Consider the following 25743-nt stretch of genomic DNA (forward strand, 5'->3'; position numbering starts at 1 on the left):
TTCGCCTCCGTTAATTTTTTCTTGCTTCCGTCATTTGCTTCCAAACAGAGCCTTTCGCTTCTTTTCCTTGCTCTATTCTTTCAATTGCTAGCTTAATTTGCAAACTTACTTCAAACTCAGAATCCTCTTGAGCTGCTTTAAGTGCAGTTAAAGCATTTACATCTCCAATTTCATAGAGAAACATTGCAGCACGCCAACGGACTAGCTTACTGCTATCTTTTAACGCTTCCATCATCTCATTCATTGCTTCTTTAAATCCTAGATCAGATAAACAATCTCCAGCAGTTCTTCTTACTGTAACTGTTTTATCTTTTAAAGCTTTGTAGAGAAATGGCAATACCTCTTTATCTTCTATCATTCCAAGATAAACCGTTGCCAGTCTTCTGATTGACGTTTTTTCATCTTGTAAAGCTTTTTCTAAAACAGGTAGATCTTCAAGGGTCGGATCATCCATCTGTTCTAACAATTGATAGCGAACGCGCCAATCGGGATTTTCTAAATCATTTAGCTTGAGCTTCAAACGTTGACGAGCATGTTTTTCTAGTCCTTCTTTAGAAGACTTTGCTTGTTCAACGAGTCCTTGCAAGCGACTTTCAGGATAGGCGGCCACTAATTCTTCTACTACATCATTTCCAATTTGATCAAAATCCCCGTAACGAACTCCAACTTCGATCCATTTTCGAACGAGAATTACATTATCATCTTTGTTTTGAGCCTCAGACCTTGCCTGAATAAAAAAATCTGGTAACCCGAAACGCCGTTCTTCTGTGCCATCAGTTAGCTTTACTTGCATCGGAATTTCCTTGTACTTTTGGACGAAGACCTTAATTTCACCAAAGTGCTCATTTACACGACTTTGTGAATCGTGATCAGCCTCTGTCTCTTCCCCAAATGCGTTACGTACTTGAGGCAATAAATCTTTCCAATCATATTTTGCATTTCTTTCAACTGCTAAAAAATCTGCAACATGATATACACCTTTTACTCCTTCAATCGCTAAAATTGCTTGAATGACAGTTGGCGCCCCATCACTGTTCTCTTTTTTATAATTATTGCTTTTTCCCATTGGAAGCTCTTCGTCTAAAATAACCTTCATCGTATTCGGACTTGGCGTTGGTTCGATTGCATTTATCTTCATAAATCTCCCACCTCAGCTTAATAAACCTATAATTACTATGTTAACTTATATAATTTTAACATAAGTATATTTACTAATCACTTGTGGGGACTACTCAGCAAGCTCAGAAAGATATGTCCACCGTTCTATTAAGCCTTCTAGCTCAACATTTAGTTTCGTTTCTTCTTCCATTAACACTTGTGCTGTTTCAAAATCACTTCCTGTCTTAGCCATCTCAGAAGATATTTCTTCTAATCGAGCCTCAACTTTAGCAATATGATCCTCAATTCCTTCCCACTCTCGTTGTTCATTATAAGATAATTTTTTCTTTTTTGGCTTCTCTTGTTCTTTGACAACTTTATTCACTGTTTTCACTTGAATAACAGGCTTTTCACGTTCTTTTTCAAGAAAATCAGTATAGTTTCCGTAAAATGTGTCAATTTTTCCTTGGCCTTGAAGAATAAACAGCTGTTCAGCAAGCTTATCTAAAAAATAGCGATCATGGGAAACAGTAATGACGACACCAGAAAATTCCTCCAAATAATCTTCAAGCACTGTTAATGTTTGTGTATCAAGATTATTTGTCGGTTCATCAAGCAGGAGGACATTTGGTTCTGACATTAATATTTTCAATAAATACAGTCTCCGCTTTTCGCCACCAGAAAGCTTGCGAATCGGTGTGCCATGAGTAAAGGATGGAAAGAGAAATCGTTCGAGCATTTGAGCAGCAGAAATTGTCTTCCCATCAGACGTTTCCACTATTTGCGCAGTTTCTTTTAAATACTCAATCATTCTCTTATTCTCGTCCATATCCTCACTTTCCTGTGTATAATATGCGAGCTTAACCGTTTGTCCAACTATTCTTTCCCCATCATCTAACGGAATTTTACCTGCTAGAATATTAAGTAACGTAGATTTTCCAGTTCCATTATTGCCAATAATGCCAATTCGATCTCCTGGCTTCACAAGCAAATCAAAAGAATTCAAAATGATTTGCTCTCCATATTTCTTCGATGCAGATTTTAATTCAAAAACTTGTTTGCCAAGTCTGCTCCCATTTAAAGACATATCAAGCTTTTCGACAGCCTTTACTGAAGCAAGCTGATGATCGAGATTTTCGAAGCGATCAATTCTCGCTTTTTGCTTCGTTGTTCTTGCTTTTGCTCCCCTTCTCATCCATTCAAGTTCTCTACGATAAAGATTTTTTCTTTTTTCGATGGTTGCAGCTTCGTTTTCCTCTCGTATTGCTTTCGCTTCTAAGAATGCCCCATAGTTTCCCTTATAACTATAAAGTTTACCTCCATCAAGTTCAAACATCCGATTCGTAACACGATCTAGGAAATAACGATCATGAGTTACAAGTAATAGTGCACCTTGATAGCGACTTAAATATTCTTCAAGCCATTTCACCGATTCGAAATCAAGATGATTTGTCGGCTCATCTAAAATAAGTAAATCAGCTGATTGAATTAAGCTTTGGGCAAGGGCTACTCTTTTCTTTTGCCCACCTGAGAGCTCTCCGATTTTTTTGTCAAAATCCTCAATTCCGAGCTTTGTCAAAATTGTTTTTGCGTTTGTACTTGCTTCCCACGCGTGTAAAGCATCCATTTTCTTTTGTAATTGAAAAAGTTTATCTTGAATAGTATGATCGTTCGGTGATCGATCTAATTCAATTAATGTCTGTTCGTATTGCCTTAGTAGTACAAGTACTGGGGCATCGCCAGCAAATACTTGTGCGAGAACAGTTAAACTAGAATCTAAATCAGGCTGCTGAGCTGAGTAAGAGATCGTGTAATCCTTCGCACAAATTATTTCTCCAGAATCAGGAAGGTCAACCCCAGCCACAATTTTGAGTAAGGAGGACTTGCCTGTTCCGTTTACACCAATTAACCCAACCCGTTCCTTTTCCGCAATCGAAAACGAAATACTGGAAAAAAGCTCTTTTTCACCATATGTTTTTGTGATATTTTCAACTGAAATCATTTTCATTACTGACCATTCCATTCATAAAAAAATTGTTCAAGGAACTTTTCCATCCATTGATGACGTTCTTCAGCCATTTTCTTAGCTGTATTCGTATTTAATTTATCTTTAAGCTTTAATAGCTTTTCATAAAAATGGTGGACAGAAGTTGATTTTCCATTGCGATACTCATCCTCTGTCATCATGTCTCTAACAGCAATATTCGGATCATAGAGTGCTTGACCCTTACTGCCGCCGTAAGCAAATGTTCGCGCGATTCCAATTGCTCCTATCGCATCTAATCGATCGGCATCTTGAACAATTTCTGCCTCAATACTCATTGCCTTTGTATTATTTCCACCTTTAAATGAAATAGAACTGATAATGCCGGCAATCTCATTACTTCTTCTCTGATCTAGCTGGATAAGTTCCAAAAACTCAGCTAGTTTTCTTTCTCCAGCTTCCTTGGAAGGATTCAACTTTTCATCTGGTATATCGTGGAGTAAGGCAGCCATTTCGATAATAAAATGATCCCCTTTATTTTCTCTTTCTGCTATGTAAAGAGCATTGCTGCGTACACGTTTAATATGATACCAATCATGGCCCGTACTATCATTTCCAAGTGTCCTTTGTACAAAATGCTCCGTTCTCTTAATCATTTCTTTATTCATCTAAAACGCCACCTTCATGTTTCACTTCATTATCATTTTAACACGAAGGAAGCTTTTCTAAAAAAATATCGGCATAATCTATTTACATTAGCTGTTAAACCAGCTAATTCCTAACGTATTCTCACCTGCGTGAACACCGATTGCTGCACCAAGTGGATAGATGCTAAATTGAATAGTAGGAAATTGCATGAGTAGCTCTTCCTTCCATTTCAATGCTTCAATCTCATGTAGTCCATACAGTATATACGCTTCTTTTACGCTTTCTCGATTGTTTGCCTCTTGTAGAAGCTTAATAATTTTATCCTTCGCTTTTCGTTCACTTCTCACTTTTTCTTTAATGAGTAATGTTCCATCTTCAATTGAAATAATTGGTTTTATATTCATCATGCTTCCAAGATAAAATTGCAATCCTGATAAACGACCACTTCGATGAAGCTGTTCCAAACTCCCAATTAGGACGTACGTTTCGTTTGTTTCACGAAAATCTTCTAGCTCTCTTTTAATTTGCTCAACATTTAATCCAGATTCTGCCCATTCGATTCCCTTTTTTAATATTTTTGTCAATGGATAGGTAAGGATTTTTGAATCAATCGTTAAAATGGGCATATCAATTAATTGTGATGCCTGTTCACTAGAAGAAACCGTTCCACTCAGTTTACTAGAAATGAGAACTGCAATAATTACATCATAACGATCTTTTAAGCTTTCATATAGGAAACGGAATGCTCCGATTGAAGGCTGGGATGTTTTTGGAGGAGTTTTTAATTCTTTTAGCTGTTCATAAAGTTGGACTGGGGTTAAATCTACACCATCCGTATATTCTTGTTCATCAAGTAATATTGTAATTGGAATACTGTAGACATCAGGATGATTCAAGAGCTCTTCATCTTTAAATGCAGTACTATCAATTACCCATGCTATTTTAGTCATGTTTTATACCTACTTTCCAGCTCGAAAAAGAATCCGGAGGTTAGCATATAAAATGCCAACCTCCAGTCTAACAAAAGCATTATAAAATAAAATTTTTAATTTTTGGAAATACCTTTAATGCATTATGGAAAAAAACTTCCTCATAATACTGCTTTGGAATAAGATTTTTAATAAATTTAATATAGGGGCCAACTGGCACAAGCGGCCAGTCAGTTCCAAATAATAATTTATCATAAGAATTAGCAAACTCAAGTGCATGTCTTAAATGATCTAAAAATCTACCTTCGCTATATTTGTTAAGTTCTTTTTCAGTTCCGACGATGATTCCTGATAAATCAGCAAAAACATTGCGATTTTTGTAAATAATTTCGGCTGCCGTTAAAGTCCAAGGATCCCCAAAATGGGCCATCATAAAATTTACATTTCGATGCTTTACAGCAACCTCATCAATTGTGAGCGGATGGGAATATTTTAATAATCCCCTTTCTGAATAGGTATCACCAGTATGAAATACGACTGGAAGACCGTATTTTTCAGCTAATTGATAAACAGGCTCATACACTTCATCATACGCATAAAAAGGATAATAGCCTAAATAGATTTTCAAACCAACTACATTTGGCTTCTGAACTTCTAATTCAAGCTTTTCTAAAGCAGCTGCATTCATATCATAAGGATTGATCCCTGGACAATAGACTATTTGATTAGGTAACTCAGTGGCTAAATCCAGTCCCATTGGCGTAGCTACTTCGTCATCAGGGAAACCTATATTTTTTGTTTCTGTTAATCCCATAGCAATACTGAGTACGACATTTACTTCATTATATTCCTTCATAAAACCATTTGCCGAATAATCAACGAATGAAAGTTCCTTTGCTGTTTGATGAAAGGATTGAATATCTGAAAAATGAATATGTGCGTCAATAATTTTCATATTTTCTCCTTTAAAACTAAAATTCAATTTGTTGAAGATTTTGCAGCACGGTAGTAGACAGCTCTCTCTGATCAAATAATATAAAGCTTGGTTTAATACTCGCTTTCGCTGTCTGCGTATTTACAAATTGAAATATTTCTTTATTCATATAGCCCTCTAACAAATGACTATCTGCCCCTTTTATCATATACATTTTTTCATCCCTTGATTGAGATTGTATAAGACTAGCTATATTCATCGTTAGCAATTGTTCTTCTTTTCCAACATGGAATTGTTTATCTTCGCCATTTTCTAATGGGACTACAGTTAAATCTTGTAAAGGGTTTCCTTTTATAAACAAATCAGTATTCCAAACCTCATCTATAAGAGATTTCCCACCAGAATCAATAATTTTTACAAAATACGCTAAAACCGGTACACCTGGAAGAAGTGCAAAATATTGAGTATATTGTAGTCCCTTCCATTTCGGATGATTGCTTATCATTGTCGTTAACGCAATACTTTTCCATCTATTACCTTTCACATCAGTTAATTCAATAATTTCGTGCGTTGTTTTTTCTTTCATTAGAGAAAAAGCATTTAATTGTGAAGGCATTGATTTCATTCCACCAGCCCACGGATTCCACCAGCCCTTTGCTGTAAGCTTTGGAAAGGAAGTATCAAACCATTCATTTTTGTTATATGCAAGTGAGTAGAGTCCTGGAAAAAACGTTGGTGCTGTTTTAATTGTGATAATTCCGTTATTTAGTACATAAGAAGTAATATTGTCTGTTTCCTCGATATACGACTTGACTTCTCCTTTTGTTTTGATAAGTAAATGTTCTAAATAAGTGTTTCTGCTCTCACTTTTCAATGAACATGACAGCACTGAGATAGGAGTGGCATGTTCGAGTGGTATTCGATCACAATAAATGGTTTTCGCTTCTTCCTCAACTATTTCATTCATGCTCATGCTTTCATTATTTAAGGAAACCTCAAACTGGCCCTTCAAGTAGTTTGTGCGATAAGACTTAAACTGAAAGGAAACATGATCTGAATCAGATAAAATCATGTTAGCCCCTTCTATAGTTAGAGACTGCTCTACCTTTGTGAGAGTCCGATTTACTCTTGGGTTCTGTTCAGCAAATGCCTCCAGCTCCTGCCAAGTTCTAAATGCCCCAACTGATAGGAAACTAGGATCTGTTACATGCTTATCCCCAGGATTCAGTAATCCAAGTTTAAATTCTAAATATAATTGCCAGCTTTCAAAATTCGCTTTACACTTTTTTGACCAGCAAAAACCTATTGCTTCCCCATCATCCTCTGAAAAATACCAATTGCTTGATACACTGTTTGAGTGAATATCACCAAATTCAAGCTGTTTTGTATTTGAGAATTCGATTACCTCATTTTCAAGCGGGATATATGGATGTTTCTTATCATGATAAATGGATTCATTTAAAAATAACTCACTATATGTCTGCTCACCAATGTTTTCAACCTCAGCCCATCGCTTTACAAGCCCTTCACCAAAAAGAGCAATATATAATGTCAGTGATATTCCTTTAAAATCTTTCGAATAAAATACCATCTTAAAGGTTACAGCAGTCTCATCACAGTGCCATTCAACCTTATTCGGTTTTTGCTTCGAAAATTCAGTCGAATAAGGCTTTCCTAGTTTCGGAACAAAAAAAGCAAAGGTTTGATCGAAAAGTTGATTTCTCCCTGCAGTCATCAAGTAGTCCATTTTTCGAATATTTACTTGATAAATACCATTATAAATATGCCAATAATCCTTTGATTCCCCTCCAAATTTTTCTCCGCAGCCCTTTAAAGCGATTCCGACATTTTTATTTTGAAAGCTTAACTCTGTCCCGTCAGCTTTCATTGCTTTAACATTTACCTCAGGTTGATAAAAACCAAATTGATTAACGATGACCGGAATTTTCACTAGCTTTCGTTCATTTTTCTTAATGAAAATAGAATGAACATTACTGTTTAATTGAAGAAATTCTGTTTCAGAAAAGCAAATTTCAAATTCGGCATCTTCTTTTAAGCTATTTTCCATTTCAAGCTCTATCACTGAATCTTGACCAAGAAAACTAAGATTTCCATCCATTTTTGCTGAAATTTTTGCAGGTTGTTTCGGGAATACCCCTAGCCTTAATTCACATTCTTGCCCATCGATGGCTACACATACAGATAAATAAGGGTGTGTTTTCCATACACTCGGTTCATCTCCCTTTAGGAAAATAACCTCGTTTGTAATCGTCACATTGTTATCGACTTGCATTTCTTCTTGTAGTGACAAATTAACCCGTTCGTGTTGCTTTCCCCTCACCTTTAAGGATACCGGTTTATTTAACTTGTTGATAAATTTAATTTCAAACTTCTGAACTTCTTCTTCAATCACTTCATGTTCGGCTAGACGAAGCTCAAGAAAGAATTCATCGGTATCTATTAAACTAATTCCTCTCCCTGTCCGTTCAAAACGCACCCTTGCCTTCGCCTGTTCATTTTTCCATTCATATTCATAGAAAGAAAATCCATTTTCTTTAAAACCATCAGGCTTAACTTCTATTTCTCGAACACTATTATCATACCAATTTAGCTTCGAAAATAGCGGCTTTAATAGCGGCGTATTTATGACTGCAGGGATGAAATTCATTAAATGTGTTGTGTCATCTCTATCTTCCCAGAAAAATCCACATTTTTTATAAAGGGGAACCGCTTTTACATTTCCTGGCCAAGTGTATAAATCAAGACGTGGCCATCCGAGTTCAATTGTTTTTTCTATTGCTTTCATGAGAAGCATTTTGCCAATTTTCTTTCCATGATAATCAGGTCTTACATTGAGAAGAGGAATATATAATGAACCAGTATCTTCCTTATATTCCGATAAACCACAATAACCAACAACCTCTTCCCCATCTAGTGCAAGATACAAACTAATATTGCCTGAGTTCTCTTCCTTCGTTAATACTTGTTCTTCTGTATGCACTTTTGTATCTCCGCCCCAACTATCACGGCTGAGATTCCACATTCTAGCAATTCCACGTGCCAATCCTTTATGATATTCCTTAATTACGATCGTATTTGTCATCTGACCCATTATGTTTTCCTCCCTAACTAGGTTACATCCTGTCTATCTTTATCGATACCTTCACCTTTTAAAATTATTGTCATCATTTTACATCTCCTCCTTATATTATTTGAATGTTTTCCACATTCTTCTATATCGTATTAGCTGGACGCTTGAATGTAAAGATAGTTTTGAAATTTATCATCTTTTTTATTTTTCAATAAAAAAGGGTGTCCCAATATTTTTTTTTCTATGCTCTTATGAATCTGTCCGTTGATTTCCGTTCCAGACGCTTCGCTTTCCTTGGAGCAAGCGGTGGGCCTTTAACAAGTAAATCATTCTTAAGAAAAAGACTGGCTCTAAAAAGTCGTTTTTAACGACCTTTTGGGTCAGCCTCTTCATATTTTTATATGGCAGCTCTTAATTTAGCTATACTATCGATCATGTAATCGACCATTGCAGTTAGATCATCCACTTGATCCTCATAAATTAAACGATTAAATGTGACAGCAGCCTCATATGTGACTTCATTTTTTTCAGAAAATGGTGCTCGTTTAGTCATCATGTTAATTATTCGATCTTGGCCCCATATTTCTTTAAGGACACGTTCGATAGTTTGAGCAAATGAAATGTTTTCTTTATGTACAAAGGAAAACTCAATTTGGATTTGGCAGCCTGCAAGCTTGGCGGAATGAGCAATGGGCAATAATTCTGCTGCTAAGTTTGCTAATCCTGCCTCCAATATAAATGTACACCATACATCAACTTTCATATCTTTCAGATCAGAAAAGGTAATATCGTACCTTCTTGAAAGCTTTGCTGAATTAAAGATATCATTTCTGTCCTTAATTCGAATCTCACCAGTTAAGTCACGATCATAAAGCTCGCCTTCTATAACGACCTTCATGTTTTCAAATGCTGTTGGATCAAACATGTTCGATAAACCTATTAAAATAATCCGATCGCATTTCCATTTTCATCTACGTCCATTTTTAACGCAGCTGGTGCTTTTGGCAGACCTGGCATCGTCATAACATCACCTGTTAATGCGACGATAAATCCAGCACCAATAGACGGCTTTAACTCTCTTATCGAAAGCGTGAACCCTGTTGGACGTCCAAGCTTCGTCGGATCATCTGATAGTGAATACTGTGTTTTTGCCATACATATTGGCAAATGGCTCCAACCAAATTGATCGAATTCTTGCAGTTGTTTTTTTGCTTTCGATGAAAACTCAACTTTATCAGCCCCATAAACCTTTTGCGCAATTGTTAATATTTTCTCTTCAAGCGACTCAGAAAGATCATATAATGGCTGGAAGTTTGACTCCTGTTTCTCGATTACTTCAAGAAGCTTATTTGCAAGGTCTACTCCACCTGCCCCACCTTTTTCCCATACTTCTGTTAAGGAAACTGGAATATTTGCTTGACCACAAAGCTCTATTAAGGTATTAACTTCTTGTTCAGTATCTGAAACAAAACGGTTTACAGCGACAACGAATGGTAATCCGAAGCTTTCAATTGTTTCAATATGCTTCTGTAAATTTGCAAAGCCTTTTGTTAAAGCCTGTATATTTTCTTGACTAAGTTCATTTTTTGGAACGCCGCCGTGCATTTTTAATGCTCTAATTGTTGCAACGATTACAACCGCCTCAGGCTTAATTCCAGCACTTCTAGCTTTAATATGTAAAAATTTCTCTGCACCAAGGTCAGCTCCAAAGCCACCCTCTGTTACAACGTAATCAGCAAGTTTTGAGGCTGCATTTGTAGCAATCACACTATTGCAGCCATGTGCAATATTTGCGAAAGGGCCACCATGGATAAACGCAGGTGTATGTTCAATTGTTTGTACTAAATTAGGCTTTACTGCCTCTTTTAAAAACATTGTTAATGCGCCTTCAACACCTAAATCAGCTACAGTAACAGGCTGTTTATCGAAATTGTACGCAATGACCATTTGACCTAATCTTTGCTTTAGATTTTGCAAATCAGTAGATAAACATAAGACGGCCATGATTTCTGAAGCGACAGTAATGTCAAAGCCATCTTCACGAGGTACACCTTGAACAGGTCCACCTAAACCAATAATAACTTTTCTTAGTGCACGATCATTCATATCTAGAGCTCGTTTCCAAACAATCCTTCTTTGATCAATCTTCAGCTGATTTCCTTGTTGAAGATGATTATCAATAAATGCTGCTAACGCATTATTTGCAGTTGTAATGGCATGTAAATCACCCGTAAAATGCAAGTTAATATCTTCCATTGGCAAAACTTGCGAATATCCTCCTCCTGTTGCCCCACCTTTTACCCCCATCGTTGGTCCAAGCGAAGGTTCACGCATCGCGATTATTGCTTTTTTACCAATTTGAGTCAATGCATCTCCAAGCCCTACTGTGACAGTCGATTTCCCTTCACCCGCAGGAGTTGGATTAATAGAAGTAACGAGAATGATTTTTCCGCTTTTCTTTGTTTGTAATTTCTTTAAAGCTCCTGTTGTTAATTTTGCCTTATACTTTCCAAATAATTCAAGATCATTTTCATGGAGGCCGATTTTTCCAGCAATATCCACGATTGGTTTCATTGGTGATTGTTGAGCGATTTCAATGTCTGATTTGTAAACAGGTAATACATTCATTTCTAATCCCCCTTGCATCCAATTTTAGAAAACGTTTACTACGTTTATTATTGTAACATTCATTCCGATTTAAGTAGATATGAATTTTAAGATTTTTTGTCAAAGCAAATAAGCATTGATACAGGAACCAATCGTCTTTATAATAGATTTAATTGAATTTTCACACAGGGGGATGATGATTTGCCTATTAAAATTCCTAAACTCCTTCCCGCAAGAGAGATTTTAGAGGAAGAAAATATATTCATAATGGATGAGGGTCGGGCCGAAACTCAAGATATACGCCCATTAAATATACTAATTCTGAACTTAATGCCTCAAAAAGAAAAAACGGAAGCACAACTATTAAGACTTTTAGGAAACACACCTTTACAAGTTAATATTTCTTTTTTAAAAATGGCAACACATGAATCGAAAAATACAAGCCAAATGCATTTAGACCAGTTCTACACTACTTTTCCAAAAATCAAAGACCGAAAATTTGATGGAATGATTATTACGGGGGCGCCCATTGAGCTGCTTCCTTTTGAGAAAGTTGATTATTGGGATGAATTAAAAGAGATTATGAAGTGGACAAATACGAATGTAACTTCCACACTTCATATTTGTTGGGGAGCACAAGCTGCACTATACTACCATTTCAATATTGATAAATATGAACTGCCTCGAAAATGCTCAGGTGTTTATAGGCATTATGTAAGTGATCGGTCTGAAAAATTATTAAGAGGATTTGATGATCTATTTCTCGCCCCTCACTCAAGATATACAGATATTTACTTAGATGAGCTTCAACATCATTCTGACATAAAATTACTTGCTGTTTCAGAAGAAGCTGGACCATTTATTATAAGTGCTAATAATGGTAAACAAATTATGTTAACTGGACATTTTGAATATGAAGCCCATACTTTAGCCGAGGAATATAGAAGAGATACCTCTAAAGGTTTGGATGTTCAAGTCCCCGAACATTATTTTCCAAATGATGACCCAGAAAAACAGCCATTAAATCAATGGCGCTCACATGCCCATTTGCTTTTCTCGAATTGGCTAAATTATTATGTTTACCAAGAAACTCCTTTTGAATGGAAATAAATAAGAAAGTTAATAAAGCCCAGCAGATGCCGGGCTTTACTTTTGTTCAGAAAAATATACTTCTTCAAATGGCTGAACCACGACAAAACCATTTCCAGAAAACTTCATTTGGATAGATTCACCACTGCCTCTACCGATAAAAGTTTTAAAAGACACGTCCGTTACAAATTCTGGCTGTAATGTTCCAGACCAAGCGACTGTTGCATTTGGGTCTGTAAAAACTGGATTATTCGGACTGACAAGCAAAGTTAACGGCTCATAATGAGATGTAATTGCGACCATGCCCGTTCCTTCTAAACGTACATTAAAAAGACCGCCTGCCATCATCCCTGCAACCCTTCTCATCAATTTAATATCCCAATTAATGGATGGCTCAAATGCTAACAGATCATTGCCATTTACAAAGATGGAATCGCCTTGTAAATTTAAAATTGAAATTTTCTTCCCTTGGTCAGCAACATAAAGTTTTCCTTGACCAGTTGCCTTCATTAATGAAGTTCCTTCACCAGTTAATGCCTTTTTGAATAATTTTCCTATGCCATGTTCAAAAATACCTTCTCTTTCAAATTTTATATTTCCACGATAGGAAATCATCGCACCTGCCTTTGCCCATATTTGATTGGTTAAATTTATTTCAAGTATTCTCGGTGATTCAAGTTCAAATAAACCTTCTCCCTTATCTTGTTGCTGAGTTTTGCTCACAAATTCCTCGATCGAATAACGACTCATCAATCATTCACCCTTTCTTGTTTATCATTTCTTAAAATAAATAGCCACATAAATGAGAGTGATTGTCTTAATTCAATAGACAATGAGCCAATTGGCATTCCATCTACTCCTCGTTTATAAACACCTTTGCCATCGATTATTTTCCAATTATTTTCAGAAGCCAGCCTTGCAAACTCCCAAGGCATCATCGTATTACAAATAACTTTTTCATCATACAAACGATGGTAGCTATTTGTCCTCGGACCCGCAGTTGGGCCAAGAATCCCTATACAGGCGAACCCACATGGCTTTACAACCCTTTGCATTTCCTTAAGTACTTTAAGTGGCTTCTCAGTCCATTCTAATGAATTAATTGCAAGCGCTGCGTCAAACAAATTACTTGAAAATGGCAGCTCTGCGATATCTCCCTTTTTAAATTTGGCATTTGTTTCACTATTTACAAGTTCAGCCTTATGGATCATCTCCTCTGAAATATCTACACCCATTACTTTATAACCTAGTTTTGCTAATTTAAAAGAACCGTATCCATCTCCACACCCTACATCACAAACTACACTACCCGTATGGATATATTTTGAGAAATAAGGGATAATTTCCTTCCTGCTTCCTGTCTCCCACATTTCTTGGCTTTTTGAATTCCAACTACTCGATCTTTCATCCCATTGCTTTTCTGCCTCTTCTATCCAATTAAACCGATTCATTCTATCCCTCTTTAACTTTAAATTAGCAAGTCTGACTATACATTTCCTTGATTTTACCATATTTAAGGCATTCGCTATAGAAAAATGTTGACATAAAAAAAGTGATATCTCTGATACCACTTTTAGAAAAAAATATTAATTTTCTTGTTCCTCATTTTTCTTCTGGATTTCTCTTAATAAATTGACTCGTGACTCGTCTTCTTCAAAATATTCAACTAAATCACCAATTCGATCAATGGCATCCCAGCTTAAATGATGCTCGATTCCTTCAACATCTTCATAAATATTTTCTTCTTTTACTCCGATTAAGCGTAAAAGCTGTTCAAGTAAGTCATGACGATATACAAGTCTCTTCCCAATTTTCTTACCTTTTGATGTTAATATTAGCCCTCTGTATTTTTCATATACTAGATATTCATCTTTATCAAGTTTCTGAACCATTTTTGTTACAGAGGAGGGATGAACAGAAAGGGCTTCCGCAATATCGGAAACACGGGCATACCCTTTCTCATCAATTAATATATAAATTTGTTCAATATAGTCTTCCATACTTGGTGTTGGCATCCTATACCCTCCTATAAGAACTAGCAACTTTGTCCCACTATTAGTCACTTATTACACTATATGATATTAGCTTTATATCGTGATGAATCTTTATTTAAATGTACATTTTTTTATTATGTCTTGCATTTTATTCATTTCAGCCTCTAAAAAGTTTACTACACTTACTTATTAGAGACAAGGCGCACCTTCACAAATAAATGACATTTTAGTCATTTTGAAACACAAATTTCACTTTTTGTTCTGCTATATCCCATGCTAGTTTTGCAGAAAATGTCTTTTCCTTCCCCGTAAAACCTTCAATTAATTCAGTCATCTCATCATTTAACAGCTGTTTTACTAATTTTTGGGTGAGCGCTTTACCTGCAATTATTTTTGAAAGTGTAAAATCACACTTTGTTTTTTGATAATTCGAACACCCATAAAAATTTCCTTTGTCTATTATTTTCCCATCACACAGCTTACAATTGCCGAGAGAGGTGGTCGTTTTTTGCTTAAATTGTCTAGGAGTGAAAGCGTCTTTGTCTTTTTCTGTAAAAATCCAAGTCTCAGTATTTTTTATTGCGGCATCAATAATATGGGAAACCATTTTATTCGTTTGTTCCATAAATTGTTTTGGGGAAGCTTCCCCATCGGAAATATCTTTTAATCGCTGTTCCCATTTTGCTGTCATTTCAGGAGAAGCTAAAATTTCAGATCCAATTGCACTTACTAATATTTTTGCTTTTGAAGTAGCGTAAACAAGATTTCTTGAAATATTAATATAGTTGCGATCTTTTAGCATCGTAATAATTCCTGCTCTTGTAGCTTCTGTACCAAGTCCCTCTGTTTTCATAAGAACCTTCTCTAGCTCTTTATCTTCAATATGTTTTCCTGCCGTCTTCATTAACGTAATTAACTGACCTTCTGTATACCTTTTTGGGGGCTGGGTTTTACTTTCTTTCACTTCAACTTTTGTTACCTTGCCTTTTTCATGACTCTCTAAATAGGGAAGTTCAGTTTCTTTATCCTTTTCATATGGAGGGATAACTTTTCTCCAACCTTCCTCTAGCTGAACCTTTCCTTTTGACTGAAACTCTGCTCTACCATCAACCAGCGTTTTGACAGTTGTATACTCTATGATGGATTTCCCGTAATGGGCGGCAATCACGCTTTTAACAATTAAGTCGTAAAGTTTTTTTTCATCTGGAGGAAGCTTTTCTATATTTGGCACTTGCTCAGTTGGAATAATCGCATAGTGATCCGTAACCTTCTTTTCATCAACATACCGTTTATTATTAAGAAGTGAATGTACAGGCAACGGAAAAAATGGTGTATAGTCCTCATAAGCTGCTAGTTTGTTTAAAATCTCAGGGAAAAGTTCTGCTTCTCCATGTGTAACATGTCTTGAATCTGAACGAGGATAAGAAACATTCCCTTTTTGATAAAGCTTTTGCAGCACGTCTAACGTTTTTTTCGGTGGAAACTTAAATCGACGATTCGCCTCTGCCTGCAAAGAAGATAAATTATAAAGAAATGGTGGAAGAAATTCTTTTTTTTCTGCTTGAACTTCAGCAATTACAGCTTCCTTTTTCTCACAAAAGCTCATAATTTTCTCAGCCATTCCTTTCGATTTAATTCTCGTTTCCCCTTCCTTCGTCCACTTTCCATTGTATTTTTTTCCATTTATATTAAACTGAGCTTGAACTTCCCAAAATGGTTCTGAGACAAAGTTCTCAATTTCAGTTTCTTTTTTAACGATTAAGGCAAGTGTTGGAGTTTGTACTCTTCCCACTGAAAACACATCTGAAAAGCCTCGCTGCTGTAAAAGTAAACTATACAAACGAGAAGCGTTCATCCCAACAATCCAATCTGCACAGGCTCTCGTATAAGCTTCATAAAAAAGATTCCTTGTTTCTGATTCATCTAATAATGAGCGAAATCCTTCTTTAATTGCTTTAGGAGTTAAAGATGAAATCCATAGCCTTTTTATGGGCAGTCTTGATTTCGTAAGGCGGAGAATGTTTCTAATGATTAGTTCACCTTCACGCCCAGCATCTCCTGCATGAATAACTTCTGTTAAAGCTGAGTTAGAAAGAAGATTTTTAATAATATTAAATTGTTTTACTTTATCCTTTGTCACTTCATATTCAAATTGTCCTGGAATAATTGGTAAAGTAGATAAAGACCATTTTTTCCATTGTGGGTTGTATTTTTCAGGTGCAGAAAGCTGACAAAGATGCCCAATTGCCCATGTTACATAAGCACCATCTGGAAAGACATCATTAGGGAAAATTTCAATATACCCTTGGTGCTTTTTCATTTTAAAAACAGAAGCCAATGTCACTCCTTGGTCAGGTTTTTCCGCAATAACGAGTTTCATACTTGTGTTCACTTCCACTTTCCTAAGAAAATTCTCGAGTTACTATATTTAATATTACTTAATTGTCATGAAAAGGACTAGCACAAACTTTTTTCTAAATATAAAAAGGTTACAAAATAACAACAGTTATGAATGCCCGTTGTTATTTTGTAACCTAGAAATGACGTTCACTAGTTACTGTTTTGCTTTTTTCACCCATTCAGCAACTGTCACCGTTCTTTTTGCTTGGTGCTTTGGTTTCTAAATAAAAGTGACAAATTCATCCACTGGCTTACGATAACCTCTTGGATTTCTGCTGGAGGTTTTCTCCTTTCCAAGTGTTATCATTAATACAGGCTCATATTGATCTTCTATGTTCAACGCCTCTTTCACAGCATGAGGGTCAAATCCAATCATTGGGCATGTGTCCCAGCCCTTTTCTTTAGCAGCAAGCATAAAAAGCATAGCTGAAAGGGAAGCATTTCGAATGGCCTCATCGTGTTGAAAGCTTTCTCCTCTCATTTCATACATCGAAACTGTATCTTCGACCATATGGTCATATTCTTGTTTATTAATAATACCGAGCATCAGTAAGCCTTCATATATTTTCCCAGCATTTTTATAAGCTTTTTTATCACCTAATACGAGAATTACAGCTGATGATGTCTTTACTTTATATTGACCATATGCTGCACTTCTTATTTTCTCTTTCGTTTCAGGTTCCGTAACGACAATATACTTAGTATGCTGCAAATTAAATGCAGATGGAGCAAGCTTTACAAGCTCAAAGATTTTCGTCAATTCTTCTTTTGAAATCGGGTTATTCTCCAAAAAATTACTTGCAGAGCGCCTTTCTTTAATTAACTGTTCAAATTCAGACATTATTTATTCTCCCCTAAAATTTTTTATCCATTTATCTCTAAATAAAATATCTTTAATTCGAGATAATAATAAGACAATCACATTTATTTGTCAACATCATTTCTTCATTTAACAAAATAATATTAAAAAAGGCCCTTCACAAAAGTGAAAGAGCCTTTCATTATTCTATCTTCAATTTTTTTAAAGATAACTTTTTAAATAAGAATCCTTTCGTTGGCGAGAGAAAGAAAACAAGTGCAAATATGATTCCGTTTACTGTCGCCATACTTCCTGAAATCGAAACATCCTGCCAGCTTGCCAAATAGTACCCGATAATTGCTGCTGCCACTCCGAATATAGCACTGAGCAGAAGCATTATACTTAATTTATCTGTTAATAAATATGCACTTGCCCCTGGAGCAATAAGCATAGCTACAACCAAGATTGCTCCCACACTGTCAAAGGAAGCGACAGTTGTGATCGATACCATCCCCATAAGCAGATAATGAATAAGCAGAACTGGAATTCCAATCGCCGCTGCCATTGCAGGATCAAAAGATGTAATTTTTAATTCTTTATAAAATAACCAGATGACCAAAAGATCGATCACTAAAACAGTTGATAACATGAGAAATGCTTTTGGCAGCTCCGGTAGAAATCCCCATTTTACTAAATCCCATGGCACAAAAGTGATTTCCCCCATTAAGGCATGGTCAACATCTAAATGGACATCATTAGCAAATAATGTAATGAGGATGACACCTACTGCAAATAAAAATGTAAAAACAACACCAATTGAGGCATCCTCTTGGATTCCCGAACTATGAAAAACTTGCACAAGAAATGCGGTCAGCAAACCGACTGCTGCTGCACCTATAAGCATATAAACACCGCTCATACTTTGACTAATAATAAATGCGAGTACAATTCCGAGAAGTACAGTATGGCTAATCGCATCTGCAAGCATCGAAAGCTTTCTTAGTATTAAAAAACAGCCAGTAATTCCACATGTTATTCCTGCTAATGAGCCGACAATTAATATCCATCCTTCATAGCTCATTAAAACCGCCCCTTTTTTCCTTATGAATTAACAAATCCTTTCTTATTTCTTTATGGAATTTAATTCTTTTCAACCATTTTGTCACGATACCCCTTTGAGGGGCAAAGAGCATCGAAAGTAAGAAAAGGAATGTTGCCGCAACGACAATGAGCGGTCCAGTTGCTAATCCTTCACGAAGTGTACTAATGAATGTTCCAGTCATTCCAGCAATCGCGCCAAATACTCCTGAAATAACGACCATTTTACCTAGTGATTCTGTCCAATAGCGCGCTGCAATCGATGGGGTGATTAAGAGCGCAGCCATTAAGATGACACCCACTGCTTGTATTCCAATCACAACAGCAGCGACTAAAAGTGTAAGAAACAAGAAATTTAAAAAACTTGTTGGCAAACCCAGCCCTTTTGCAAATTCTGGATCAAATGTCAAAACCTTTAACTCTTTAAAAATCAAGGCAGTTACAATGATTAAAACGATTGCAGTTCCAGCCATTAACTTGACATCATTCCCAACAAGTGAAGCCGCCTGCCCAAAAATAAAGTCATTTAATCCACTTTTATTCCCTGAGGGAGATTGTGCAACTTTCGTTAATAGCACAATTCCAAATCCAAAAAAGACAGATAATACTAAACCTATCGCTGCATCCTCTTTCAAAATGGATGTTGAAGTGATAAATTGGATACAATACGCAGCCAATAGTCCAGTAATAGTAGCCCCTATTAAAAGGGCTATTAGCGATTTTTCACCAATAAATAAAAAGGCGATACATATCCCTGGTAAAGCTGCATGAGCAACCGCGTCTCCTATTAAACTCTGTTTTCTTAATAGAGCTATACTCCCAAGAACACCACTTGCAATCCCTAAAAGCATCGTACCGAGCATTACCCATTGAGTGTTCGCATCATATATAATCATTCTTAACATCTCATTCAAATGAATCACCTCATCTCTTCTCAACTACAAGCTGATCTTTTTCAAGAAAAGCTAGCTTCCCACCATATGTTTTATGCAAATTTTCAATTGTAAATGTTTCTTCGGTCGGACCTGAAGCAATCATCTCAACATTTAATAAAATGACATGATCAAAATAATCCTTAACCGTCTGTAAATCATGATGTACGACAAGCACTGTTTTTCCTTGATTTTTCAATTCATTTAAAAGTTTAATAATTGCCCGCTCTGTAGCCGCATCGACACCGACAAATGGTTCATCCATGAAATAAATCTTCGAATCCTGTGCTAATGCTCTAGCTAAGAATACTCTTTGCTGTTGCCCACCGGAAAGCTGGCTTATTTGCCGTTTCGCAAAAGCTTCCATTCCAACTTTGCGCAAGCATTCATTTGCGAATGCAACATCTTTTTTCCCTGGCCTTTTAAACCAGCCAATGTGTCCATATCTTCCCATTAACACAACATCCAATGCATTTGTCGGAAAGTCCCAGTCGACTGACCCACGCTGTGGTACATACCCAACTACTCTGTCTTTAGGAAAGTAGTCCTTTCCATAAATTTCAACTTCACCTGCAGCCCTTGGAATTAACCCTAATACTGCTTTTATTAATGTTGATTTCCCAGCTCCGTTCGGGCCGATAATACCAATTAACTGACCCTCTGGCACTTCGAAACTAACATCCGTTAATACAGGCTTCTTTTGATATGCAACAGTTAAATTTTTCACCTTTAATGGATTCATTCTATTCACCTACTTTAGTGCTTCCACAATTGTTTTTACATTATATTTATACATCCCAATATAGGTACCTTCTTCAGTTCCTTCTTCACCCATTGCATCTGAGAAGAGCTCGCCTCCAATAACGACATTATGGCCTTTTTTCTTTGCCCCTTCTATAACCGCATTAATTGAACGTTCAGAAATGCTTGACTCAATAAATACTGCTTTTATCTTGCGATCAACTAGAGTATCGACTAATTTTTGCACATCTCCTAGACCATATTCAGAATCTGTACTTAAACCTTGCAGCCCCAATACTTCCATCCTATATGCTCTTCCAAAATAACTAAAGGCGTCATGAGCTGTAACGAGCACCTTTTGCTCGGACGGAATCTTCTCCATTTCTTCAGTCGCAAATTGATTTAAATCATCCAACTTCTGAAAATAGGTTTCTGCGTTTTTTTCATAGTAAGACTTATTATCTGGGTCTACTTTTATTAATCCAAGCTCAACTTGTTTCACAGCTAATTTCCATAAATCAATATCAAACCATATATGTGGATCAATCGCATTATTCCCATCTAGATCTGTTAATAACATTTCCATATCTATGGAGTCACCAATCGCGATTGTTGGTTTTTCTTTATTCATTTTCTCTAATACATCAAGCATTTTCCCTTCAAGATAAAGACCGTTATAAAAAATAATGTCTGCTTTTTGAAGCTTTGAAATATCACCTTGAGTGGCTTTATAAAGATGAGGATCTGTTCCCGGTCCCATTAAACTTTGAACTTCTACTTTTTCTCCGCCAATATTCACAACTGCATCAGCAATTTGGCTAGTTGTTGTTGTCACAGTAAGTTTTTCACTTTGCTCTGTACTTGATGATTGCTTCCCACATGCGCTTAGGAATAATAACGTAATAACTAAGTAAATTCCTAGCATTCTCTTCATATTAAAACCTCTCCCTCTTCGTTCAAAATCCACTCTATTAATGAGTGTATGCATATATTTTCCGTTCGTGCATGATATTTTGATACGATCCTATTTATTTTATTAAACCATAAATGTTTCCCTTATGCAACATTTTAACCATACCACAAACTTTGTCAATATAAAAGATTATTATTTTAATATTTAAAATATTAAATCGTTTTTTGTGAATTTTTCCCTGTTTTCCTTGACGACAGTCGTGCATTCGTGTATATTAAAGTCATCATTTAACAGAATATATTTCCGTTATTTCAAAAATTATCTGTTTGTATTTTGTTAGGTGATAATATTTATCTTAGGTACACTTATTGTGCCTTGAATGGCTTAGGAGGAAACGTTAATATGCAAAACGGTAAAGTAAAATGGTTTAACAATGAAAAAGGTTTCGGTTTTATCGAAGTTGAAGGTGGAGACGATGTATTCGTACACTTCACAGCAATTACAGGAGATGGCTTCAAATCTTTAGAAGAAGGCCAAGAAGTTTCTTTTGAAATCGTTGAAGGAAACCGTGGACCTCAAGCTGCAAACGTTGTAAAACTTTAATCCTTAATTAAACAGGCTGGCAATTATGCCAGCCTTTATTTATTGTTTGAATGTATTCACGATAATTTGCTTCCAATCGTTTTAATTTTTTCTCCAATTGTGCATTTGGAAATGCAAAATTGATGGGCATAACATCGTCCATTCTCTTCCTTATGATGCTTATACAAAAAACATTCACTACAATAGTGTACAAACAGCTCTTCGATTTCATTAAAAATTTGTTTTCGTTCCAACCTATTCACACCTTTCTTCTTCAAACTAGCTTAAGGATAAAATTAAATAATTTGCATCTTACTATTGATCTTTTTTCCTTCCAGCGCCTGAGAAGCTAATTTATCAGCCTCTTTATTATCCATTCTCGTAATAGGGCTAAATCTTGCATCAAGAGACAGTGTTTTAATTTTTTCTTCAATTCGGTCTAGCCAGCGATTTAACTCTTCGTCATAGCATGGCCATTCTCCTTTAAGCTGCATTAACACACCTTGAGAATCCCCCTTAAATTCACATGTCATATGATTAGCCCCTAAATCATCAAGTAAATTAACAGAATAATGCATTGCAGCATATTCTGCTTCATTATTGTTTTCAATCCCATCCAAAAGTTCATTCACACGGAGACGAAATTTCTTTTTCCCTTGTTTATAATAAATGACAACCCCAATTCCGGCTTGTTTTGTATATTTATTAAACCCACCATCGAAATAAATGATTACATCATGTGGCTCATCTTCAATTTCAATAAGCAGCTTTTTCAATTCTTTCGTCTTCCATGATATCCCTTTTTCATCATAGTAAAACAATTCTACAGCTTTTTCGCTTTTCTCAATATCCTCGCCAACTAATAACGCAAGCTCATCTTCAAGCCAGTCAGATGTAAAATGGACAGCATCTTTTCCTTTAAGTTTATATTTCCACTCCAATTTATATTTCATATTTTTTCAGCCTTTCTAAATTTTCACTTTGTGTTACACTAATTTTATCTTATTTTTATCTTACCCACTGTGCATTTATATAAAAATAGATGAATACAATTGCATTTATTGGAGGAATTAGGATTGATTGAAGTATACATAGACGGAGCAAGTGCAGGCAACCCTGGTCCAAGCGGAGCCGGCATTTTTATAAAAAACAACGGTCATGTCGAAAGATTTTCAATCCCCCTTGGTGAGATGGAAAACCATCAAGCAGAATATTGGGCATTAATTAAAGCTTTAGAAATTTGTCTTGAAAAAAAATATCAAATTGTCTCATTCCGAACGGACTCCCAAGCTGTAAACCGAGCAATTGAAAAGGAATTCGTTAAAAACAAAACGTATGAACCTCTTCTGGAAAGAATATTGTCTTTAAGCAGGCAATTTGATTTATTCTTTATAAAATGGATTCCTAGCTCCGAAAACAAAGTAGCTGATGAATTGGCAAAAACCGCTATCCAGAAAAACAAACAGAAAGGATGTTTATAGCCTTGAAAAAAAAATCAAGTTTATTTGCTGATTCAAGCTTACTAATTGTTGCATTCATTTGGGGTGCCACTTTCGTTCTTGTACAAAATGCAATCGCTTTTCTTGAACCATTTTCGTTCAATGGTGTTCGTTTTACAATTGCTGCTATACTACTTGGTGGATGGCTGCTTATTTTTGAGAAAAGTCAACTTAAACAATTAAATAGGCAATTAATTTTTTCTGGAATAATAATTGGTTTTTGGTTATTTATTGGTTATGCTTTTCAAACACTTGGTTTATTATATACCTCGTCTTCCAAAGCTGGATTTATTACAGGTTTAAGTGTCGTTATGGTTCCACTCTTTTCATTTCTTCTTTTGAAAATAAAGCCAGGGAGGAATGCGATAATAGGAGTATCTATAGCTACATTTGGTCTTTATTTATTAACGATGACTGATAAAGTTTCATTAAATATTGGAGATGGTTTCGTTTTTATTGGAGCAGTCGGCTTCGCCTTGCAAATTATTTTCACTGGCAAATATAGCAGTCGATTTCCTTCGCTGTTACTAACCGTTATTCAAATTTTAACTGTTGCTATACTTTCGATAATATTTGCATTATTAACTGAGAATTGGAAACAAGCAATCCAACCTGATATTCTCCTTCAAGGTGATGTTTTGATTGCATTAATTATTACGGCTGTTTTTGCAACCGCCATTGCTTTTTTTGCGCAAACAAATTTTCAAAAGTACACATCTCCGACTAGAGTCTCATTAATCTTTGCAACAGAGCCAGTATTTGCTGCTGGTACTGCATTTCTCTGGGCAAACGAGCGTCTTTCCTCAAGTGCCATGATTGGTTGTCTACTTATTTTTGCTGGGATGATTTTTGCAGAAATCAAAGGGAAAACGAAAAAAACCGCTCCTATTAAAAAGAAATATGAGAAAGCAGTGTAAAAGAAAGAAATCGGCGAAGTTGCCGATTTCTTTCTTTTAAATGGACAGTAATTCTTTTTCTCTTACATATTGAATTGCTTCAACTCGTGTCTTTATATTATTTTCTACGAGCATTTCAAGTAATGAAACATAAAAGCTTCCATCAAATCTTTTCTGTGCCTTTAATGTTAATTCTATCGCTGTATTTGTTAATTCATCAGTAGCACTTGTATATTGTTTCCCAAAATAAATGAACCCAATCGCGTCCTCTTGAAACTGAAAGCCTTTGCTTTGTAAAAAGCACAAATAATCATCCACAGTTTTCTCAGACAATTCATCCATTCCCCCTTACAGCCAAACCCTCCTAAATTCTACCCTATAATCAAAAGATAATCTATCTATTATTAAAAAATTAAAGAGTGTATCGCTTCTAAATGGTCATACTATAGATGAATTCATCTTAAGAGGAGGACATGACATGGGTAAAAGAGAGCGAAATCGCGGTAAAAATGCTTCTGGGGTAAATCCACAAGGCTATGGTCAAGATGTTGAGTTTTCAGAGGAGCCAAAAAGCAAATTAGAGAATGCAGCTAAAAAGAAAAATACGAAATAAGAAAAGCGCAAGCCAGTGGAGCTTGCGCAAAATATTTAAGCATATTCCTTAAGATCAAGGAAACGCTCAAGACCTCTTAGTTCAATATCTGTGAATTTCTTTAATACTTTATCACGACTCATATTAAAAAGAGCATGATCAATTGTATATTCGATTGGAACATCACATTTTATTTCTGCAAGCTGTCTACTTAAATGGAGCATATCAAGATCATTTTCTATTTTTGCACGCTGTCCTTTTGTTAAATAATCAAGATTCGCTAATACACCTTCTACATCGTTATATTGCTGCAGGAGCTTTAATGCTGTCTTTTCACCAATTCCTTTTACACCTGGATAATTATCACTTGAATCTCCCATAAATGCCTTTAAATCAATCATTTGTTTAGGAGTAATTCCTTTCTCGGCAAAAAAAGTCCCTTCATTATGAACAACATAATTGCCATATCCCTTTTGCAATAGCGCAACTGAAATATTTTCATCGATAAGCTGTAAAATATCTTGATCTCCAGTCAGGATTTTAATTTTAGCGTCTTGGGTACTTTTGGCGATTGTTCCAATGCAATCGTCTGCTTCATAGCCAACTAACCCGATATTCGGAATGTCAAATGCGTCAACTACTTCTTTAACGAGATCAAATTGCGGTACTAGCTCAATAGGTGCATCAGGGCGATTCGATTTATACCCATCATACATGTTTGTCCGGAATGTTTTACTTCCCATATCCCAGCAGACTGCAACATATGTTGGTCTAAATGAAGATATGGCTGTCAAAAAGTGTTTGACGAAGCCATTTATTCCATTCGTAGGAATTCCTTTTGAATTAATCATAAATTGCCCTGTAACGGCTGTTGCGTAATACGCTCTAAATAGAAGAGCCATCCCATCAATTAGCAT

General features: G+C 35.8%; 26 protein-coding genes. 5 read left to right on the plus strand and 21 right to left on the minus strand.

Features of this window, described 5'->3' with window-relative positions; genetic code table 11:
* Positions 1 to 10: 10 nt before the first annotated feature.
* The 8 genes from KDN24_RS14410 to KDN24_RS14445 form a co-directional block, all read right to left on the minus strand.
* Positions 11 to 1138, minus strand: a complete 1128-nt coding sequence (locus KDN24_RS14410) for a conserved virulence factor C family protein (protein WP_409973581.1) — start codon at positions 1136 to 1138, stop codon at positions 11 to 13.
* 90 nt (positions 1139 to 1228) lie between these two features.
* A complete protein-coding gene (locus tag KDN24_RS14415; protein ID WP_491348056.1) occupies positions 1229 to 3106 on the minus strand; it encodes an ABC-F family ATP-binding cassette domain-containing protein in 1878 nt (625 codons plus the stop codon).
* A complete protein-coding gene (locus tag KDN24_RS14420; protein WP_409973579.1) occupies positions 3106 to 3750 on the minus strand; it encodes an HD domain-containing protein in 645 nt (214 codons plus the stop codon). Before KDN24_RS14420 ends, KDN24_RS14415 begins: the two co-directional genes overlap by 1 nt.
* An 87-nt stretch (positions 3751 to 3837) precedes the next feature.
* Positions 3838 to 4680: a fatty acid kinase binding subunit FakB gene (gene fakB, locus KDN24_RS14425; RefSeq protein ID WP_409973578.1), complete on the minus strand. Its 843-nt coding sequence runs from the start codon at positions 4678 to 4680 to the stop codon at positions 3838 to 3840.
* A 79-nt stretch (positions 4681 to 4759) separates the two neighbouring features.
* The gene (locus tag KDN24_RS14430; RefSeq protein WP_409973577.1) at positions 4760 to 5614 is read right to left on the minus strand and encodes an amidohydrolase family protein; all 855 of its coding nucleotides are present in this window, start codon (positions 5612 to 5614) and stop codon (positions 4760 to 4762) included.
* Between the two features lie 16 nt (positions 5615 to 5630).
* Positions 5631 to 8705, minus strand: coding sequence for a GNAT family N-acetyltransferase (locus KDN24_RS14435; protein WP_409973576.1), 3075 nt, complete (start codon positions 8703 to 8705; stop codon positions 5631 to 5633).
* Positions 8706 to 9081: 376 nt separating this feature from the next.
* Positions 9082 to 9609 carry a hypothetical protein gene (locus tag KDN24_RS14440; RefSeq protein ID WP_409973575.1) on the minus strand — a complete coding sequence of 176 codons (528 nt, stop codon included), beginning with the start codon at positions 9607 to 9609 and terminating at the stop codon, positions 9082 to 9084.
* Positions 9610 to 9623: 14 nt separating this feature from the next.
* Positions 9624 to 11312 carry a formate--tetrahydrofolate ligase gene (locus KDN24_RS14445; protein WP_409973574.1) on the minus strand — a complete coding sequence of 563 codons (1689 nt, stop codon included), beginning with the start codon at positions 11310 to 11312 and terminating at the stop codon, positions 9624 to 9626.
* A gap of 180 nt (positions 11313 to 11492) precedes the next feature.
* Here KDN24_RS14445 and metA point away from each other — a divergent pair, with 180 nt between their 5' ends.
* Entirely contained in the window at positions 11493 to 12401 is a 909-nt protein-coding gene (gene metA, locus KDN24_RS14450) for a homoserine O-acetyltransferase MetA (RefSeq protein ID WP_409973573.1), read from the plus strand.
* Positions 12402 to 12437: 36 nt separating this feature from the next.
* On the opposite strand, the gene KDN24_RS14455 is transcribed toward metA, so the two are convergent.
* The 9 genes from KDN24_RS14455 to KDN24_RS14495 all read right to left on the minus strand — a co-directional run bounded on the left by KDN24_RS14455 (position 12438) and on the right by KDN24_RS14495 (position 21278).
* Positions 12438 to 13130, minus strand: a complete 693-nt coding sequence (locus tag KDN24_RS14455) for an AIM24 family protein (RefSeq protein ID WP_409973572.1) — start codon at positions 13128 to 13130, stop codon at positions 12438 to 12440.
* Positions 13130 to 13831, minus strand: coding sequence for a class I SAM-dependent methyltransferase (locus tag KDN24_RS14460; RefSeq protein WP_409973571.1), 702 nt, complete (start codon positions 13829 to 13831; stop codon positions 13130 to 13132). Before KDN24_RS14460 ends, KDN24_RS14455 begins: the two co-directional genes overlap by 1 nt.
* A gap of 135 nt (positions 13832 to 13966) precedes the next feature.
* A complete protein-coding gene (gene mntR / locus KDN24_RS14465; protein WP_409973570.1) occupies positions 13967 to 14395 on the minus strand; it encodes a transcriptional regulator MntR in 429 nt (142 codons plus the stop codon).
* A gap of 205 nt (positions 14396 to 14600) precedes the next feature.
* Positions 14601 to 16754, minus strand: a complete 2154-nt coding sequence (locus KDN24_RS14470) for a DNA topoisomerase III (protein ID WP_409973890.1) — start codon at positions 16752 to 16754, stop codon at positions 14601 to 14603.
* 240 nt (positions 16755 to 16994) lie between these two features.
* Entirely contained in the window at positions 16995 to 17615 is a 621-nt protein-coding gene (locus KDN24_RS14475; protein ID WP_409973569.1) for a nitroreductase family protein, read from the minus strand.
* 160 nt (positions 17616 to 17775) lie between these two features.
* Positions 17776 to 18654, minus strand: coding sequence for a metal ABC transporter permease (locus KDN24_RS14480; protein WP_409973568.1), 879 nt, complete (start codon positions 18652 to 18654; stop codon positions 17776 to 17778).
* Positions 18644 to 19576, minus strand: a complete 933-nt coding sequence (locus KDN24_RS14485) for a metal ABC transporter permease (RefSeq protein WP_409973889.1) — start codon at positions 19574 to 19576, stop codon at positions 18644 to 18646. The genes KDN24_RS14480 and KDN24_RS14485 overlap by 11 nt, the downstream gene beginning before the upstream one ends.
* A 19-nt stretch (positions 19577 to 19595) precedes the next feature.
* Positions 19596 to 20345, minus strand: a complete 750-nt coding sequence (locus tag KDN24_RS14490; protein WP_409973567.1) for a metal ABC transporter ATP-binding protein — start codon at positions 20343 to 20345, stop codon at positions 19596 to 19598.
* Positions 20346 to 20354: 9 nt separating this feature from the next.
* The gene (locus tag KDN24_RS14495; protein ID WP_409973566.1) at positions 20355 to 21278 is read right to left on the minus strand and encodes a metal ABC transporter solute-binding protein, Zn/Mn family; all 924 of its coding nucleotides are present in this window, start codon (positions 21276 to 21278) and stop codon (positions 20355 to 20357) included.
* A gap of 381 nt (positions 21279 to 21659) precedes the next feature.
* On the opposite strand from KDN24_RS14495, the gene cspD reads away from it, so the two are divergent.
* Positions 21660 to 21860, plus strand: a complete 201-nt coding sequence (gene cspD / locus KDN24_RS14500) for a cold-shock protein CspD (protein WP_057771282.1) — start codon at positions 21660 to 21662, stop codon at positions 21858 to 21860.
* Positions 21861 to 21916: 56 nt separating this feature from the next.
* Here the strand turns inward: cspD and KDN24_RS14505 are convergent, their stop codons facing one another.
* Both KDN24_RS14505 and KDN24_RS14510 read right to left on the minus strand, forming a co-directional pair.
* On the minus strand, positions 21917 to 22102 hold the full coding sequence (locus tag KDN24_RS14505) for a zinc-finger domain-containing protein (RefSeq protein ID WP_409973565.1): 186 nt from the start codon (positions 22100 to 22102) through the stop codon (positions 21917 to 21919).
* Between the two features lie 33 nt (positions 22103 to 22135).
* The gene (locus tag KDN24_RS14510; RefSeq protein ID WP_409973564.1) at positions 22136 to 22792 is read right to left on the minus strand and encodes a reverse transcriptase-like protein; all 657 of its coding nucleotides are present in this window, start codon (positions 22790 to 22792) and stop codon (positions 22136 to 22138) included.
* Positions 22793 to 22915: 123 nt separating this feature from the next.
* Between KDN24_RS14510 and KDN24_RS14515 the strand changes: the two genes are divergently transcribed.
* Positions 22916 to 23320, plus strand: a complete 405-nt coding sequence (locus tag KDN24_RS14515) for a reverse transcriptase-like protein (protein WP_409973563.1) — start codon at positions 22916 to 22918, stop codon at positions 23318 to 23320.
* Positions 23321 to 23322: 2 nt separating this feature from the next.
* A complete protein-coding gene (locus KDN24_RS14520; protein ID WP_409973562.1) occupies positions 23323 to 24255 on the plus strand; it encodes a DMT family transporter in 933 nt (310 codons plus the stop codon).
* A 36-nt stretch (positions 24256 to 24291) separates the two neighbouring features.
* Here the strand turns inward: KDN24_RS14520 and KDN24_RS14525 are convergent, their stop codons facing one another.
* Positions 24292 to 24576, minus strand: a complete 285-nt coding sequence (locus tag KDN24_RS14525; protein ID WP_409973561.1) for a DUF6123 family protein — start codon at positions 24574 to 24576, stop codon at positions 24292 to 24294.
* 136 nt (positions 24577 to 24712) lie between these two features.
* Between KDN24_RS14525 and sspL the strand changes: the two genes are divergently transcribed.
* The gene (sspL, locus tag KDN24_RS14530) at positions 24713 to 24847 is read left to right on the plus strand and encodes a small, acid-soluble spore protein L (protein ID WP_409973560.1); all 135 of its coding nucleotides are present in this window, start codon (positions 24713 to 24715) and stop codon (positions 24845 to 24847) included.
* A 35-nt stretch (positions 24848 to 24882) separates the two neighbouring features.
* On the opposite strand, the gene KDN24_RS14535 is transcribed toward sspL, so the two are convergent.
* A complete protein-coding gene (locus KDN24_RS14535) occupies positions 24883 to 25743 on the minus strand; it encodes a 5'-3' exonuclease (RefSeq protein WP_409973888.1) in 861 nt (286 codons plus the stop codon).

The sequence above is a fragment of the Cytobacillus sp. Bva_UNVM-123 genome, assembly GCF_046351715.2.
Lineage (GTDB): Bacteria > Bacillota > Bacilli > Bacillales > Cytobacillaceae > Cytobacillus.